This window comes from Belliella marina (assembly GCF_042682445.1).
GTDB lineage: Bacteria > Bacteroidota > Bacteroidia > Cytophagales > Cyclobacteriaceae > Belliella > Belliella marina.
Genome location: NZ_JBHUHR010000031.1, coordinates 24,908 through 41,669, shown reverse-complemented (window position 1 = coordinate 41,669; position 16,762 = coordinate 24,908). Strand labels below are relative to the sequence as shown.

At 39.8% G+C, this 16,762-nt stretch carries 16 protein-coding genes; 11 read left to right on the top strand and 5 right to left on the bottom strand.

The annotated features are described in order from the left end of the window. The 9 genes from gatC (at position 1) to ACFSKL_RS10770 (ending at position 9,932) form a co-directional block, all read left to right on the top strand. A complete protein-coding gene (gatC, locus tag ACFSKL_RS10810) occupies positions 1 to 288 on the top strand; it encodes an Asp-tRNA(Asn)/Glu-tRNA(Gln) amidotransferase subunit GatC (protein WP_376886146.1) in 288 nt (95 codons plus the stop codon). After that, a complete protein-coding gene (locus ACFSKL_RS10805; RefSeq protein ID WP_376886144.1) occupies positions 285 to 3,098 on the top strand; it encodes a tetratricopeptide repeat protein in 2,814 nt (937 codons plus the stop codon). Before gatC ends, ACFSKL_RS10805 begins: the two co-directional genes overlap by 4 nt. A 77-nt stretch (positions 3,099 to 3,175) precedes the next feature. Next, on the top strand, positions 3,176 to 3,898 hold the full coding sequence (locus ACFSKL_RS10800; protein WP_376886142.1) for an ABC transporter ATP-binding protein: 723 nt from the start codon (positions 3,176 to 3,178) through the stop codon (positions 3,896 to 3,898). A gap of 81 nt (positions 3,899 to 3,979) precedes the next feature. After that, positions 3,980 to 4,528, top strand: a complete 549-nt coding sequence (locus ACFSKL_RS10795) for a cob(I)yrinic acid a,c-diamide adenosyltransferase (RefSeq protein ID WP_376886141.1) — start codon at positions 3,980 to 3,982, stop codon at positions 4,526 to 4,528. A 5-nt stretch (positions 4,529 to 4,533) separates the two neighbouring features. After that, positions 4,534 to 5,601, top strand: a complete 1,068-nt coding sequence (locus tag ACFSKL_RS10790) for a branched-chain amino acid aminotransferase (protein ID WP_376886139.1) — start codon at positions 4,534 to 4,536, stop codon at positions 5,599 to 5,601. 119 nt (positions 5,602 to 5,720) lie between these two features. Beyond that, entirely contained in the window at positions 5,721 to 6,239 is a 519-nt protein-coding gene (locus ACFSKL_RS10785; protein WP_376886138.1) for a hypothetical protein, read from the top strand. A 61-nt stretch (positions 6,240 to 6,300) separates the two neighbouring features. Then, positions 6,301 to 7,402 (top strand): peptide chain release factor 2 gene (prfB, locus tag ACFSKL_RS10780; RefSeq protein WP_376886136.1). Its coding sequence is split into 2 segments (ribosomal slippage): positions 6,301 to 6,360 and positions 6,362 to 7,402, totalling 1,101 coding nucleotides; the frame shifts between segments, so codons are not numbered across the junction. A gap of 412 nt (positions 7,403 to 7,814) precedes the next feature. Further along, complete coding sequence (locus ACFSKL_RS10775; RefSeq protein ID WP_376886134.1) at positions 7,815 to 8,999, top strand: MFS transporter; 1,185 nt, start codon at positions 7,815 to 7,817, stop codon at positions 8,997 to 8,999. A 183-nt stretch (positions 9,000 to 9,182) separates the two neighbouring features. After that, complete coding sequence (locus tag ACFSKL_RS10770; RefSeq protein ID WP_376886132.1) at positions 9,183 to 9,932, top strand: lysoplasmalogenase; 750 nt, start codon at positions 9,183 to 9,185, stop codon at positions 9,930 to 9,932. Here ACFSKL_RS10770 and ACFSKL_RS10765 read toward each other — a convergent pair. The 5 genes from ACFSKL_RS10765 to ACFSKL_RS10745 form a co-directional block, all read right to left on the bottom strand. After that, the gene (locus ACFSKL_RS10765; RefSeq protein ID WP_376886130.1) at positions 9,929 to 10,477 is read right to left on the bottom strand and encodes an acyl-CoA thioesterase; all 549 of its coding nucleotides are present in this window, start codon (positions 10,475 to 10,477) and stop codon (positions 9,929 to 9,931) included. The two genes, ACFSKL_RS10770 and ACFSKL_RS10765, sit on opposite strands and share 4 nt — an antisense overlap. 86 nt (positions 10,478 to 10,563) lie before the next feature. After that, positions 10,564 to 11,913, bottom strand: a complete 1,350-nt coding sequence (locus ACFSKL_RS10760) for an MATE family efflux transporter (RefSeq protein ID WP_376886128.1) — start codon at positions 11,911 to 11,913, stop codon at positions 10,564 to 10,566. A gap of 25 nt (positions 11,914 to 11,938) precedes the next feature. After that, a complete protein-coding gene (locus ACFSKL_RS10755) occupies positions 11,939 to 12,478 on the bottom strand; it encodes an NUDIX domain-containing protein (protein WP_376886127.1) in 540 nt (179 codons plus the stop codon). 71 nt (positions 12,479 to 12,549) lie between these two features. After that, positions 12,550 to 13,032, bottom strand: coding sequence for an Lrp/AsnC family transcriptional regulator (locus ACFSKL_RS10750; protein WP_376886125.1), 483 nt, complete (start codon positions 13,030 to 13,032; stop codon positions 12,550 to 12,552). 211 nt (positions 13,033 to 13,243) lie between these two features. After that, positions 13,244 to 14,446, bottom strand: a complete 1,203-nt coding sequence (locus tag ACFSKL_RS10745; protein ID WP_376886123.1) for a tetratricopeptide repeat protein — start codon at positions 14,444 to 14,446, stop codon at positions 13,244 to 13,246. 79 nt (positions 14,447 to 14,525) lie between these two features. On the opposite strand from ACFSKL_RS10745, the gene ACFSKL_RS10740 reads away from it, so the two are divergent. Then, complete coding sequence (locus ACFSKL_RS10740) at positions 14,526 to 15,173, top strand: sulfate ABC transporter permease (RefSeq protein WP_376886121.1); 648 nt, start codon at positions 14,526 to 14,528, stop codon at positions 15,171 to 15,173. A 203-nt stretch (positions 15,174 to 15,376) separates the two neighbouring features. Continuing rightward, positions 15,377 to 16,726 carry a tetratricopeptide repeat protein gene (locus ACFSKL_RS10735; RefSeq protein ID WP_376886119.1) on the top strand — a complete coding sequence of 450 codons (1,350 nt, stop codon included), beginning with the start codon at positions 15,377 to 15,379 and terminating at the stop codon, positions 16,724 to 16,726. The last annotated feature ends 36 nt before the right edge of the window (positions 16,727 to 16,762 follow it).

Below are 16,762 nucleotides of genomic sequence, written 5' to 3'. Positions count from 1 at the left end.
ATGAAAATAGACGTAGATTCACTGAAAAAAATAGCACACCTTGCTAGATTGGAATTTGACGAAAAAAGTGCTGAAAAAATGACCCAAGACATGAGTCAGATTTTGGATTGGGTGGAGCAACTAAACGAATTGGACACAGACAATATTGAGCCAATCACAACCATGTCCTCTGAGGTGAATGTATTGAGGGAAGACAAAGTCGGAGAACACCTTTCCCATGAAAGTGGTCTTAAGAATGCCCCACAACGTGACTCAGATTATTTCAGGGTTCCTAAGGTGATGGAATGATGTCATTGAAACTCTCCAGGAATTTAGATACTATCTTATTCAAAGGCCTTCCCGCTTTGTTAGCAGCACTGGGAGGCCTTTTCCTGTTGTTGCACCTGTTTGTCTGGGATAATGGAGGCATGACGATCCTACCGGGGGTTTTCGCAGAAAAAATCAACATCCCCCTATCCTATTTCAAGGTAGGCACTGATATCATCAATCTGGAGATTGAGAACTTCCTCCTTTTCCAAAATTACGAATCCCTTCCCCCAATCCTCAGCAGTACATTCAGCTTGTTTTTTGGAGCTTTGATGGTTCTGTTTGTAGGTTTGGGTTTGGCATTGATCAGTACCTTGAAGAAAATGTACTTTATCGCAGGAAGTGCTGGGATTATATTTTTTTTTACATTTTCAGGAGTCAATGGATTGAACATCGGGGGACTTTCCACAAACTACCCATTGATTATTCTTCTCATTGGAACATTGATTCCAATGACAATCATCCATTTCTATTGTGAAGACTGGAATCTTTCCAAACGCTTACTGGTTGTGTTACCCAGCCTCATAGGCACCCTTTCCTTGCTTTTGTATTTGACTAACATGGAAGCTTCCAAACTATTTCTGTCAGAAAACATAACATTGCCGATTGCATTTATTGCTGTACTCTTTATGCTGCATATCGGCCATGCCGTTGTATCCGGCAGCAGTATTTTTCTAATCAAACTCAACCAAGATGTCAAACTTAAAATCAGTTTGCACATCACAGCAATTTCAATCCTCTATTTCTTGCTGGTTCTCTACACATTACTGGCGACAATGGGGGAAGTGAACCTCCCCTTCCCAACGATCCCTCCAATAATACTCATGCTTATTGCAGGTATTATCGGATATTTTGTTTTGGATTACAAAATCAGCCAAACACAACAGGTTTATGGGGATCCACTGATCGGGAAGTCATTTTATCTGGTAGGGTTTGGGATTGCCACTTGGACCTGGGGCAAGGCAATCCACACCTACAATGAGCCATTGATTGAGTTTTTCAACCATACATTTCTGTACGGACAAATTTCGCTCTCCCTTCTGTTCTTTGCTTACATCATGACCAATTTTTCCAGCATTTTGAACAGTGGGGAAGCCATTGAAAAAGTGATTTTCAAACCGCAGTTTTTTGCATATTTCCACATGCGGATTGGAGCAACCATGTTCATAGTCATCTTGGTGATCTTTGCGGATGCAGTCATTGCATTACAGTTGAAAGCAGCTTCCTCAAACTTGACGGCTGATTATTTTTACCAATCGGGTAGGCCTCAGCACGCAAGGATCCTTTATGAAGATTCTTGGATGAATTATTTCAAAAATGACCGTGCAAAAAACACCGTTGCCCACCTATACCTCCAGGACAAACAACAAAATACCGCATTGAGGCACTTGGAAGAAAGCTTCGACTATGCTCCAAATATCCCCAATATCCTTTTGATAAGCTCAAGACTGCATCAGGCAGACAAAACCATTGATGCAATTTTCTATTTGGAAAAAGGATTGGAATATTATCCAAACCAGCCTATGCTGTTGAATAATTTGGCCTTGCTCTATTCAAAAACCGACCAAGCCGGGAAGGCAATGGAAACCTTGGGAAAGATCGATTCGAAAGACCATGCAATCCATGCCAATATGTTGGCATTGGAGGTCAAGCATAATTTGGAAAGCAAAACACCAGAGAATGCATCCAAAAACCTTATAGTACAAATAAACCAGTTGGCAAAAGCAAACAAATTGGGGGATTTTGCGGAATTTGTTCTAGACACGGAAAAACTACCTGATCAATTTGTCATCACTTCATCCCTGCTTCGGAACCAATTTTCCAACCAAGCAGTCACCGATTTTGACCAAGACCTAAGCATCCTAAACAATCTGATCAGCCAGCAACAGACGAGTTATGAGGAACGGAATTATTGGGAAACCAGATTGGTCAGGGTATACCAAGAGAATAGAATCAACGAAACCCTGAAGTATTTGTCAGGTGCATCCTATACCTTCCCCAATGATGCTGCAAAGTACCACGTGATATCAGCAGATATTTTGGCAAGCCAGTTGGATTTCAGAAAGGCAGCCGTCGACCTGACAGTCGCCGCATCGGATGGCTACCTTCATTTCAAACCGCATCACTTAGCCATTCTCTATTTCAACGGAAAACCAGAGGTAGCAGCGGGATTGCAACAAAAAGCAAGTTTGCAATTTCCAAATTGGATGAAATGGGACGAAAATGGTGGATTGATAGAAAATGACCAGACTAAACTATACAGGATTCTGAGCAGATTCCACCAAAGTACAACGGATAGGTTATTGGAGACACTTCGTGGTTTGACTACCGAAACATTCAAAACTGAATTGGCCAATTATATTATCCTATATAAATGCCACGGACTGAACCAACATGAGGTCAATGAATTGGAAAAAATATTGGTCAATGGAAGTCAGGCCACCTGGACAAAGGAAGAATTTCAGGAACTGCTCTCAATACTTCAGGAAGGCAACGAACATGTCCAATCAGAAAAAATTGAGAGGCTATTGAAACCTCAACTTCCTAAAACAAAGAATGCTTACCTGACACCAATGGTATTGCAGGCAGCCCTTCGGGAAAAAGAATCCCTCAAACGCTATGAAATTCTCCAAGAAGCCATCCAATTCAACAAAGATCCATTGCTATGGATGGCATTTGTTAGGGAGAGCCGTAATAATGGCCTGGGAAATTATGGTACCAAAGCGATAGAAGACATGTCAGAATGGCTCACATATGAGGAATTGGAAAAATTAATGATGGAAAACCTATAAATAGTTTCACCGTTAGTCAAATTAATTTTTGCTTTTTAATCATTTAAACTAAATTCAAGCATCCAAACAAATTGACCATGAAAAGAATCATAGAAACAAGCGATATTCAAAAGACATACAAAATGGGAGCTGAAGTAGTCAGGGCTTTGAAGTCAGTTTCTATTTCGGTCAACAAAGGGGAATATGTAGCCTTCATGGGACCTTCCGGCTCAGGCAAATCCACTTTGATGAATATCATTGGATGCTTGGATACCCCAACTGCAGGAACTTATGTTTTGAACGAGAAGGATGTCAGTGACATGTCCGAAAATGAATTGGCAGAAATCAGGAATAAAGAGATCGGCTTCGTTTTCCAAACTTTCAACCTTCTCCCGAGAGCCACATGTCTTGAGAATGTAGCATTGCCATTGATTTATGCAGGATACAACAAGTCTGACAGGGAAGACAAGGCTTTTTTGGCACTGAAGAATGTTGGGTTGGCAGACAGGGTCCACCACAAACCCAATGAGCTTTCGGGTGGCCAAAGACAGAGGGTAGCCATTGCCAGGGCATTGGTCAATGACCCCAGTATAATACTTGCCGATGAACCAACGGGGAATTTGGATACCAAAACCTCCTACAGTATCATGGAGCTTTTCCATGAATTGCATCAAAAAGGCAATACCATCATCATGGTTACACATGAGGATGACATTGCCCACTATGCCCATCGGGTGATCAGGCTCAGGGATGGACTGGTAGAATCAGATGAAGTCAACCTTAATCCGACAAGGGCCGTCACAGTAGAATTAGACGAGTAAAAAAGCATCTTTTTATAAATAGATTCTTACTTTTGTATAAAGGTACATTTTTACCGACAGGAAGCTTATCTCGTGTAATTAATGAAGATTTATACAAAGACCGGTGATGCCGGAACTACATCTCTCCTTGGAGGAAAACGTGTATCCAAAGGGCACATCAAAATCGATGCGTATGGAACCGTGGATGAGCTGAATGCTTACATTGGGTTGCTCAGGGATCAGGAAATCAACAAATCAAGAAACTTCATCCTGAAAAAAATTCAGGACAGGTTGTTTACCTTGGGAGCTACGTTGGCTACTGAACATGGGAAGTCAAATGTAAAAAAGCCTGACCTTCACCATGAAGACATAGCGCTTTTGGAAAAAGAGATTGATCTCATGGAAGAAAAACTTCCGCCACTGCGGAATTTCATTCTTCCCGGAGGTCATCAATCTATCTCTTTTTGCCATTTGGCACGAACGGTCTGTAGAAGGGCGGAACGCTGTGTCATTACCCTGATGGAAATAGAACCCGTAGAAGAAACAATTTTGAGTTATTTAAACAGGCTTTCAGATTATCTCTTTGTTCTGGGACGGCTTATGGCGGTAGAACTAGAAGTAGAAGAAGTAACATGGAATCCAAGATCATAAATGTTATGAACACAACTTTAACCATAGAAATCAACAAAACGAATGCTTCAAAATTAACCCAAACCGATTTTGAAGACCTGAAATTTGGTCAGACTATCAGTGACCACATGTTTGTAGCAGATTATGAAAATGGAGAATGGGGGGATTTCCGAATCGAGCCTTACGCTCCACTTCAGCTTAACCCTGCCAATGCCACCTTGCATTATGGACAGTCTGTATTCGAAGGAATGAAGGCTTATAAAAATGAGGCTGGTGAGACTTTGGTTTTCAGGGCTGATGCAAACCAGAAAAGGCTCAATGAATCTGCCAAAAGAATGTGTATACCAGAAGTTCCCGAGCACATCTTTATGGATGGACTTCTCCAACTTTTGGAAATAGATAAAGACTGGATCCCAAATAAGCCTGGTTGCTCTCTCTACATTAGGCCCTTTGTCTTCGCTACAGATGATTATCTGGGAATCAGACCTTCGGAGAAATATAAGTTTATGATTTTCACTTGCCCAGTAGGCAATTATTACTCAAAGCCTGTATCTGTCAAAGTAGAATGTCAATATACTAGAGCGACTGAAGGTGGAACCGGATTCGCAAAAGCAGCCGGAAATTATGCTGGGTCACTTTACCCTGCCCTCCAAGCCCAAAAGCAAGGTTATGACCAACTGCTTTGGACAGATGGCAAGTCACACCAACATATTGAGGAAAGTGGGACCATGAACGTGATGTTCATGGTCAATGATACACTGATCACTGCACCAACTTCTACTGGAACGATTCTCAAGGGAATCACCAGGGACAGTGTGCTGACCCTTGCAAAGGAAATGGGAGTGAAAGTAGAGGAAAGATTCCTCAGGGTGACGGAACTGGAAGATGCCTTGAGAAGTGGGACATTGGCTGAAGCATTTGGTACCGGTACAGCGGCCACCATCGCACATATTGCCAAAATCCATATCAATGGCAATGATTATGAATTGCCACAAAAAGACGAAACAGCATTCAGCAACAAGGTTTTAGCTATGCTGGATGGTATCAAATACGGGAAGATCGAAGACAAACATAATTGGATCATCAAAGTATAATCCCAACCAAATATTCAATTGGAAAAGTGTCAAAGGTCAATTTTGACACTTTTCTTTTTTTATAACCCTTATGCCTTAGATTTTCGTTTGATAAATGGATATCTACAAACTAAAAAAACATGAAGTTGTCTGTTTTCAAAATATTGGCAAGTACTCTCCTAATTTTCATAGTTAGTGTTGACAATATCTGCGCCCAAAAATTCATTTTACTCCAAAAAGGTTCTAGGCAGAAAACAAGCTTAAAATATGAAATCGGTGAGCTTTTCACTTATAAAAGCAAAAACAATGATTATTATATTACAGATGTAATCAAAGATATCCAGCTAGACATCATTGTCCTTTCGGAGAACATCCTCAAGCCAGAGGACATCACCGCTGTTGATGTATTGAACAAAGACACCAGAAATGGTACACTTCAGAACCTCAGTTACATGAGCTATGGAGCTGGTGTAATTTTGCTGTCGGCAGAAGCCATCAATTCAGTCTACCACGATAAATCCCTAAGCATAAGTTCAGGGGTTCTGGTTGGTACAGGGACGTTGTTTGCCACAGGGTTTGTACTCTCCAAATTGAGATACAGACATTTTAAAAACACGAAAAGGAATAAAATCCAATTGGTAATCCTGTACGGAGATTAGAAAATGAATAGGTTTCCAGATTAATTTTTCCGATTTTTGCATTCGAAAACTAAATAAATTTATGACATCAGACCAGTTGAAAGACTTGAAAGCCCGCGTTTTGGCTTTGAGGAGGTATCTTTGACTACGATCGTAAGATTGCAGAGATAGAAGATTTAGAGGCCGTATCGGCACAGGCTGACTTTTGGAACAATCCCGAAGAAGCCGAAAAAACAATGAAAGTAATCCAAGGGAAAAAATCCTGGACCAATGCCTATGAAAAGGTGGAGACCGGAATTCAAGACTTGGATGTACTGTATGAATTCTATTCTATGGATGAAGTTCCTGAAGAGGAGCTGAAAGCTGAATACAGCAAAGTCTATCAGAATGTAGAGGATTTGGAGTTGAAAAAAATGCTCAGCAGTGAGGAAGATCAGCTGAGCGCACTCATGGAAATCAATCCCGGGGCAGGTGGTACAGAAAGCAATGACTGGGCATCTATCCTGATGAGGATGTATATCATGTGGGGTGAAAAAAACGGATACAAGGTTCGGGAAGTGGATTTGCAAGAAGGTGAAGTTGCAGGCATCAAATCAGTGACTTTGGAGTTTGATGGTCCTCTTGCCTATGGGTTCCTGAAATCTGAAATCGGAGTACATCGATTGGTGAGGATCTCACCTTTTGACAGTAGTGGAAGAAGGCACACATCCTTTGCTTCCGTGTATGTATACCCCGTAATAGACGACACCATAGAGATTGAAATCAACCCAAGTGATGTGGAGCTGCATACTTCCAGATCAGGTGGTGCAGGTGGACAAAATGTAAACAAAGTGGAGACGAAAGTCCAGCTTACGCACAAACCTACAGGAATTGTGGTAGTCTGCCAGATTGAAAGATCCCAGCTAGCCAACAGGGAGAAAGCCATGCAAATGCTAAAATCCCGACTTTATCAGATGGAAATGGAAAAGCGGAATGCTGAAAGGGCAAAAGTAGAGTCTGGAAAAATGCGGATTGACTTTGGTTCCCAAATCAGAAACTATGTACTGCATCCCTACAAGTTGGTAAAAGATGCAAGGACAGGACACGAAACATCTGATGCCCAAGCAGTACTGGATGGTAATGTCAATGAGTTCATCAAGGCTTTCCTACTTGCCCAAAGCGAAGAAGAGGCCAACAAAGAATAAGGGTGGTTGAATCTGGAATAAACCAACAAAACTACTATCGATTAAAAACCGATAGTAGTTTTGTTTCGACTAAAGCCGAAAAAGATTCATCCAATATTAGAGACAAAAGCTGGACTTTGTGAAACATTTGTGTGCTTTGTGGTGAAAAAACTTAACCACACGGAACACTATGAATACACAAAGGACACAAAAATATTAAAAAAAGTCTTCACCTAAAGGCGAAGGATTTTCCCCCAGGGTTATCTATTAAAGATTGTAAGCGGCAAGTAGCTTATATTCAGAGTGGAGATATTGTATATAACTCTATCCAAAACAAAAAAACCTCTTAGGGATACATGATATACAAAGCTGTATCAAGTATTTTCCCTGAGAGGTTTCTTCATTTATCCAATCAGAAGTAAAAGGCAAAGACATGCGAAGGATATTACCTCCCTTTTTCGACCTTAATTTTTTCACGCTTTGCTTGAGTTCATTTCTATTTTTTGCGAGCTTCAATATGATCATCCCTGAGCTCCCCTCCTATCTTTCATCTTTGGGAGGAGAAGATTACAAAGGGCTGATCATTTCATTGTTTACACTTACTGCAGGGTTATCTAGACCATTCAGTGGTAAGTTGGCAGACAGAATCGGAAGAATCCCAGTGATGATTTTTGGTGCAATTGTATGTTTTTTGGTCAGTTTGCTTTACCCCTTTATCACATCTGTTATTGGCTTCTTGTTTTTGCGTTTTGTCCATGGCTTTTCTACTGGCTTCACCCCGACAGGAACTTCGGCATATGTGGCAGACATCATTCCCTTCAACAAAAGAGGAGAAGCCATGGGGATACAATCTCTATTTGGCTCCATGGGGATGGCTGCAGGACCGGCACTAGGAGGATACATTGCTGCCGAATGGGGTATAAATCCACTATTTTATACATCGGCATTTACAGCCATTCTGTCCATTTTGATTCTTTTGAGACTAAAAGAAACACTAAAAGAAAGAGAAAACCTTTCTTTGGATCATTTCAAGCTCAACCGACACGAAATCATAGAAAAGCGGGTTCTCACCCCATCTGTTGTATTATTCCTGACTGTATTCTCTTTTGGCATTGTTTTGACCATCATTCCAGATTATTCGGCATTTCTCGGGATAAAAAACAAGGGGTTATTCTTTGCTGTATTTACATTGGCATCTTTGGGGATCAGGGTAATCGCAGGAAAAGCTTCCGACAAATATGGAAGAGTCCCAGTAATGAAAGTGGCTACATTGTCTATGTCTATTGCCATGATGGTCATAGCGCTGGCCCAGACAAAGGGAACGTTGCTTTTTGGAGCAGTTATCTTTGGTGCATCTGTAGGGATGAACTCCCCGACAATCACAGCCTGGACGATAGATCTTTCCTTGGACAAGTTCAGGGGAAGGGCATTGGCTACGATGTATATCGCATTGGAAGCTGGGATTGGAATAGGTGCATTGGTTTCCGGTTTTGTGTACAACAACAAGCCTGAGAATTTTTTCCTGGTGTTTTCCCTTGGCTCAATAACTTCATTTTTAGCAATAATCTATTTATTTACATTATCCAAAAAACCAATAATTCTAGAAAAGGATTCCTAAATCATAAAAGTGCAATTTTAGTATGACAAAGTTAAATTTTTATAGTTTCCAATGAGGAAAATCAAAAACAAAATTTACATCTTCATTTCAGAATAAAAGCTAACAAATTATTAATAATATTTATTAATAATTTCGATTATTTGATTTAAATTCATTTTCACATTACGCATATTTGGTTTCAAAATGACCATCCACCCAAGACTATTCCTGATTTACATATTGGTTTCCATTCTATGTCTCTCATTTCTTGCCATGGAAATTGAATTGGGATTTTTGATCACCAAACCTTTGATCGTGCCTATTATTTTGTTGTTTTTGATCATCAGGTTCAAGCTCACAAAACACCAACTGATCCCTCCATTGATGGTGGCTACTTTTTTTTCCTTTCTTGGTGATATACTATTGATGCTTAAAGTAGATGAATCCCTCTTCAAGATGATTGGATTGTGCACCTACATTGTAGCCCAAACCGCTTACGGTTATCTGTATTATTCTTCAGTACAAAACTTCGAACAAAAAAAAATCAAGCTGGTTAACCGCTGGCCAGAAGCCCTTACCGTTATTTTCGCCACTTTGGCTACGCTTATGGCATTTCCAAACCTGGGAGTTTATGCGGTTCCGGCGATCATATACGCCATTATAAGTACGACTACAATCATCCTTGCTCTGAACAGAAGATTCTATGTCTCCAAAATAAGCTTTATCATTACAATCCTGGGGGTTTCATCCTTTTTTATCGGGGACACCTTGATGGGAGGAGATTTGTATTTAGCAAATACCTTCAACCATTTTCTGATTTTGTTAACCTACATCCTCGGGCATTTATTGATCATCTGTGGTATGATGCTCCAAATAGAAAATGAGGCAAAAAAGAAAAGATCACAAAAACAAAATACCAAATTCCTAAAATCCCTGAACTCGTATAAATATTAGGATTGGTTGATACAACGCTCCTTTTCAAGTAGGCTGGCTATCTCTTGCTTGTCCCAAGTTTTTTTGATTTTATTCAGGTTGGTTTCATAGTCTTTCTTGAAGCCTTTTCTGAAAATCGCTTCAATAAATCTCCTTACGTCGGTTTTATTCTCCAATATCAGGGCAGGGACAGTGGTAGGCCTGTCTTCCTCATTTTTTGCAACCATTGTGAAATAGCAGGTATTGGTATGCTTGACTACTCCGGTCTTTACATTTTCCGAAATCACCTTGATACCTATCACCATCGAACTGTTTCCGACGTAATTCACAGATCCCATCAAAGACACCAACTCCCCTACCTCAACAGGCTGCAAAAAATCCACTGTATCTACAGATACGGTGACACAGTATGCCCCACTGTGTTTGGAAGCAGTGGCATATGCTACTTTATCCATCAAAGAAAGTAATATCCCCCCATGGATCTTACCTCCGAAATTAGCATATGAAGGTATCATCAATTCTGTGATGATTACCCTTGAAAAACTGGATGGTCGTGCTGCTATCATATTTTTTTTTTTCAAAATACGTACAATGGTAGCACAAAAAAAAATGGCTGAAACACTAACATTCAATCAGGTTTCAAACCCAAACATTATTCTGTTTTCTTGAGGAGTTTTGCACTTAAAGCATGGAATCTATAAAGCAGCATAAACCCGGTGACGGTCAATCCGATCAACAAGCCATACCAAATACCCTTCGCCTGCATATCAAATACAAAAGCAAAAACATATCCCAAAGGCAACCCTATAACCCAATATGCTATCAGGGTGATTACAGTTGGTATCCTCACATCTGCCATTCCCCTAAGTGCACCCAAGCCTACCACCTGGATACCATCTGACAACTGGAAAAGACCAGCTATAATCAGTAGACTCGCACTCATCTGAATCACCGTATCATCGTCTATGTAAAGAGATGGGAGAAACTCCCTAAATGCAATGAACAACACCGCCGAGCAGAGCATGAATATTGCTGTCATCCCAAATACGGTAAAACCAGCCTCCCTTAAGGTTTTGATATCTTTCCTTCCCAACTGATTGCCAACCCGTACCATGGCAGCCGCCGATAATCCAGAAGCCATCATATAACTAATGGAAGCCAAGTTGATGGCAATCTGGTGTGCTGCAAGGGCTGTCACCCCTATCCATCCCATCATAATGGCTGCCGTACTAAATGCCCCCACTTCGAAAATGAACTGAAAACCAGTAGGCACCCCTATTCTCAACATCTTAGAGATCATTGGGAAAGAAAAACTTTTTATCCTAAACCCAATATTGTACGATCGGTATCTCTTCGACTTAAATACATAATAGGCTATAATGATCCCCATCAAAACCCTGGAAATCAATGTCGCCCAACCAGCACCATTCAGCCCAAGTGCAGGGAACCCCAAGTTCCCATAGATCATCACCCAGTTCAAAAAAACGTTGAGCCCATTACAGACAAGGGTAATAAACATAGCCTGTTTTGTTTGTGAAAGCCCCTCAGCAAACTGCTTGAAAGTCTGAAAAAACATAAATGGAAGGATAGAAAGGGTGATGATTGCCAAATATGGTATCGCCAATTCCACAACTTGCTCAGGCTGGTTCATGTACTTCAACAAGGGGGAGAATAAAACAATCACCAGAAACAATACCGAACCGGTTGCCATATTGATCGTAAAACCATGCCTAAACAATCTACCAATCCTATTGCTTTTGTTTTTTCCATCTGCCATTGCCACCAAAGGTGTTACGGCCATGGACACACCAATCCCAAACATCAACAAAACGAAGAAAATACTGTTTGCAAGGGAAGCTGCTGCCAAAGGCTCTGCCCCCAAACGCCCCACCATCATACTATCCGCCACCCCAACCAAAACTTGTCCCAACTGACTCAACATCACTGGATAAGCAAGGATAAAAGTTTTGGAAAAATGGTCTTTAAAGTTAAAATTAGACATCTTTTAAAATCAAATTATACTGGTTTCAAATATTGAAAATTCTGGCAACTTTGAGCAAACCCGCAATGGATATTGCATCTGTTATCTCACCGTTCATGACTTTTTGGATTGCATCACGCAATGGCAATTTCAAGACTTCTATTTGTTCTGTTTCTTCAAATTCTGTTTCCCCTGGAGTCAGGTCTTCTGCCAAGTATACAAAACCTTCCTCATCTGTGACAGAATTAGAAGTATGTAGTGTCATTATATTGGTCCATTTCGCAGCAGATAAGCCTGTTTCTTCCTTTAGCTCTCTCTTTGCACTGTCCAAGAAGTCATGTTCCAGTAATCCACCACCCATTGGGATTTCCCACGAATAGGCATTGAGGGTATATCTGAATTGTCCGACAAGCCAAGTATTCCCATCTTGATCTACCGGGATAATTGCGATTGCTTTGTTTTTGAAACAAACTTTCCCATATATCCCATCTTTGCCAGAAGGGATGGTTACTTCATGGTGCTCCAACCTGATCCAAGGATTCTCATGGATTGTCTTGATACTTTTTGTAGTCCAAGGGTTTTTCATTGTTTATCTATTTATTCAATAAAAAAGGGAGGCTATTGCTAGCCTCCCTTTTGATTGGTTTTCCAAAAAACTTAAACCGGGATAGGCAATACTTTACTGTCCTTAAATGTAGAAAGGATAACCATTGATTGCATAGAATCAACTTCTCTGATTTCACTTACTTTCTCAAGCATGAGCTTCTGATATGCCGTGATATCTTTTGCTATGATTTTCAAGATAAAATCCCCAGTACCAGTGATGTGATGACATTCGATCACCTCTTGGATACCATTGATCTCTTTCATAAAAGCATCGATATTTCCTTTGTTGTGCCCAATAAGGCTTACCAAAACAAATGTACTCACACCAAGACCGATCCTCTCCGGATCCAATTTGGCATGATAGCTCTTGATGATTCCTGATTGTTCTAATTTTTTTACCCTTTCCAATGTAGGTGCTGGAGAAAGACCTATATCCTTTGAAAGCTGTGCATTGGTAATTTTGGCATTTGCTTGAAGGATTTCTAAAATCTTCCTATCTATCTTATCAAATTTAATTCTAATGCTGTTATCCATAATATGAAGAATTTGCAAAATTTTATGTTGCGCAAAGTTAATATAATTTGAATTTATTTTAAAGACTATTTCAACAAAAAACGACCGCTCTTACAAAATATTGTTATTTCTTAACGTATTTTAATAAAACAAATCAACTGATAAACCATGAGAACTTGATAATATTCAAATTATCTCTTGATTTTAAAATAAGCTTAACGTAGAATTTTAATTAAAGTTTATTCTTTTTGATATAATCTCTAGCTTCTTTGTGCGCAGGGTGTTTTCTCTTTGCATATTTTTTTACCAAATTGAAATATTGCTTCGCTTTTTTCTTGTCTTTTTGCTCATTTGCAATCTTTCCCAAAGCAATCAGCGAATACAGATAATAACCGCTTTCCTGGCTCTCAGATTCCTCTCCATAAGACAAAGTTTTCTCGTAGTATTTCTTTGCCTCAGCTTTATTGTTCACCCTTTCATTGTACTGGGCAATATAAAAAGCAGCATAACGACCACTATTGGATTCATAACCAGTCCATTTATCGTCTATTCTCCGGAGTATCTCTTCAGATACATCTTTGGATTCATTGATCCGGCCTACGGCATATAGGTGCCTTGCATGGGATCTATGGAAATAGGGGTTGTTTGGATATTTATTCACAAGATATTCAGTAATTGCCAATGCCTTGTATGGTTGTTTTTCTTCCGAAGCATAAAGCCTAAACAAAAAATATTGGGCTTCAACCCGCGCATAAAAGGCATTTTTACCCACATCTTCCAATTGCTGCAAACCCAAGGCTTTGTTTCCTTTTGGGAAAAATGCCAAAACAGGCTTCAACAATGGGTAATGCTCTGGAATCCAAACCGAAAAATAATTGAACAACGCATCTCCCAAAAGCAATTCCGGATTCAATTCATCATCACCCTTACTCAAGTTAAGGTATTTCATGGCATTTTTTCCAGCTAATGTTGCTTTGGTCCAGTTCCTTCTTTCGCTATGTAACCTGCCCTGAAACCCATAGGCCCCAGAAAGAAAAAAGGAGGCTTCTTTATTTGTGGGATCTTTTTTGTACAAATCCTCAGCCTTTTGGATAGCTAAATCCATCTGCTTGAAAAACAGCGCATCGTACCGCTTGTTTTCAAGATCTGGCGTGATTTTCCACCAAGTACTCAGCCCCAGCAAAAAATAGGGCAAAGGATGATCCGGATATTGGTATTGCATAACCCTAAACCCCCTCTCTGCTGTTTCAAAATCAAAATTATAGAGACTGTTTACCGCTTCTGTTATCCTAAATTGAAGTCCTTTATCCAACAGCAAATATTCTGATGCCGCAGATTTTTCTGCAGTAAGATCCATCTCCTCACTTTGTTGGGCATTTGCACTTCCCAGTATTATTGGAATGAGCAAACTGAATATAAATACTTTCAACTTCATCTTCACTGTTAATTTAACTGCAAAACTATCAGGTATTCCAAACAAAAAATTAATTTTGGGAATATTTAATTTTCATTTGATGGTAAAACCCAAATCTCAACTTGCACAACGCATTGAAGAGGCAATTAATTTCGATAAAAGGATATTTTTTGTCTTTGTCGTTGCAATATTTATCATCATCAGGTACCTCACCAACGAAATCATCCTGGAAGCTATCCCTGGCCACGAACAATTATCCCAAGATGGGTCACTTACCTTCTTCCATATTTTCAATGCACTTCATTACATATGGACTCCATTTGCTTTGCTGTGGAAGTTTACCCTGACCACCTTTGTTCTTTGGACTGGATCGTTTGCTCTTGGTTATAAAATCTCTTTCCGTCAACTATGGACATTTGCATTGGTAGCTGAAACCATCTTTATCTTCCCTGAGCTGATCAAACTATTTGTTTTTCTGGCACCTTCAGACAATGTGACCTTTCAGGAAATCAAGGATTTCTATCCATTTTCTTTGCAGCATCTTTTGGACACATCGGAAATCGACCGAAAATACCTGTATCCACTTCAAACAATCAATCTATTCGAAATCCTATATTGGGTGGCATTGACACTTGGTGTCCATACCTATAGCAAGAGAAGTCTCAAAGAGTCAGGCATGATTGTTCTTGTAGGGTATGTGCTGATGTTATTTCTCTGGTTGGGATTCTATATATTGGTTTATAAGTAACCTCTAGGTGGCAGCCTTGGCTTCATCTCTACCCTATTTCGACATATGCGTATCTGATACCGAAGAAGCCATGGAAGGCACCTCCTTTTTTGCAACCACCCGAATGATTGAAATCGTACCTATTTTGGCTTTTATTGACCTAAAGCATCAACCTTTATCAATATTTTGACGTTTGGACATTAACTAACTTCCAATTTATTGCCATGAAGAAATCTCTGCTTACCCTCTCGGCCATTTTCATTTTCACTGGTTCCATTTTTGCACAATTGTATAAAGAAGGCATCGTCAACAGGAAATTTGACTTATTCCAAGTAGGTGATACTGTGAAAGTACATGGGCTGAAATCCAACGACTTTTCGGGAAAGACACAATACCTTGTAAAGACCTCTTTTGGAAATATTTTTGTCAATGAAGACCGGGTGGATTTATTCACAAATGATTTCAACTTTTGGGAAAACCTATGGTTTGAAAGCAGGGCATTGGATATAAGTGAAAAAGGCTGGCAAAGTGAAAATAGGCAGGCACTGTATGAGGATGCAATGGTATTCTTCGAAGAGGTCAAAGGCAACAATCTCATCTTTGAAGATGAGCTTTTATACGATTATATCTACCAATTGATATTCAAGATCCACCCTGAGCATTTGATGAAGGATAAAAACAGGGTTTTCAATCTGATAATTCTCAAATCTACCGAACCACAATACTTTTCTTTTGAAAATGGGATGATAGTCATGACTACAGGTGCTATTTCTATGGCCAACTCCGAAAAAGAACTTACCCAAATGCTAACAGAATGTATTTCCCATATCGTATTGGAACACAATCTTGTGAACTTAAACCATGCCATAAAAACTGAAAACAGGGCAAGGACTTGGGGGGCAATTGCCACCTTTGCCTCAGCAGCTGTAATCGCTTATGGCAACGAAAAGAATGGCACCTATTATAACTTTGATGATGCTCTGAATTTAGGCTTGGCTGCCTCTTACATGACAGTCGAAAACCTCCAGAGAATAGGAGCAAAATATAATGATGCGCAAAACAAGCTCGTGTCCAAGGTTTCGGAAGAATATTGGTCAAAGAATGCAGGGCTATTCAATGACAACAATAAATTGTTTCTGGCGAAAATCTCAAATGCGGTAAGTTATACTGCCTGGCAGGAATTCCATAGTAAAAACTATGAGTATGCTTTGAAGCTTGCAAATAAAATGGAGTCATTTGGAATGGCTACCGAAGAAGAGTATTTGTTGTTGAGCAAACTATACAGAAAGCTGGGAAATGACCTGGACACTAACCTACAAGCCTTGACATACGTCAAAGAAGCAGAAAAACTAGCACCTAAGAAATTGAAGGAACTTGATTTGGAAGCGGGGCTGATATACATGCGAATGGATGATTTTGACAATGCAAGGGATGCTTTTCAGCGTTACAAATCAAATCTGGTTGAGCTGGAAAATTCAGGGGAAGATGTCCAGACTGAACTTAAATTTGTAAACCAACTATTATATCGATTCAATATGGAACAAAGGGAAAATATCGGATATACAGATAAATAAATATGATTATCCGCTACTTTGCTAGTAAGGAAATAA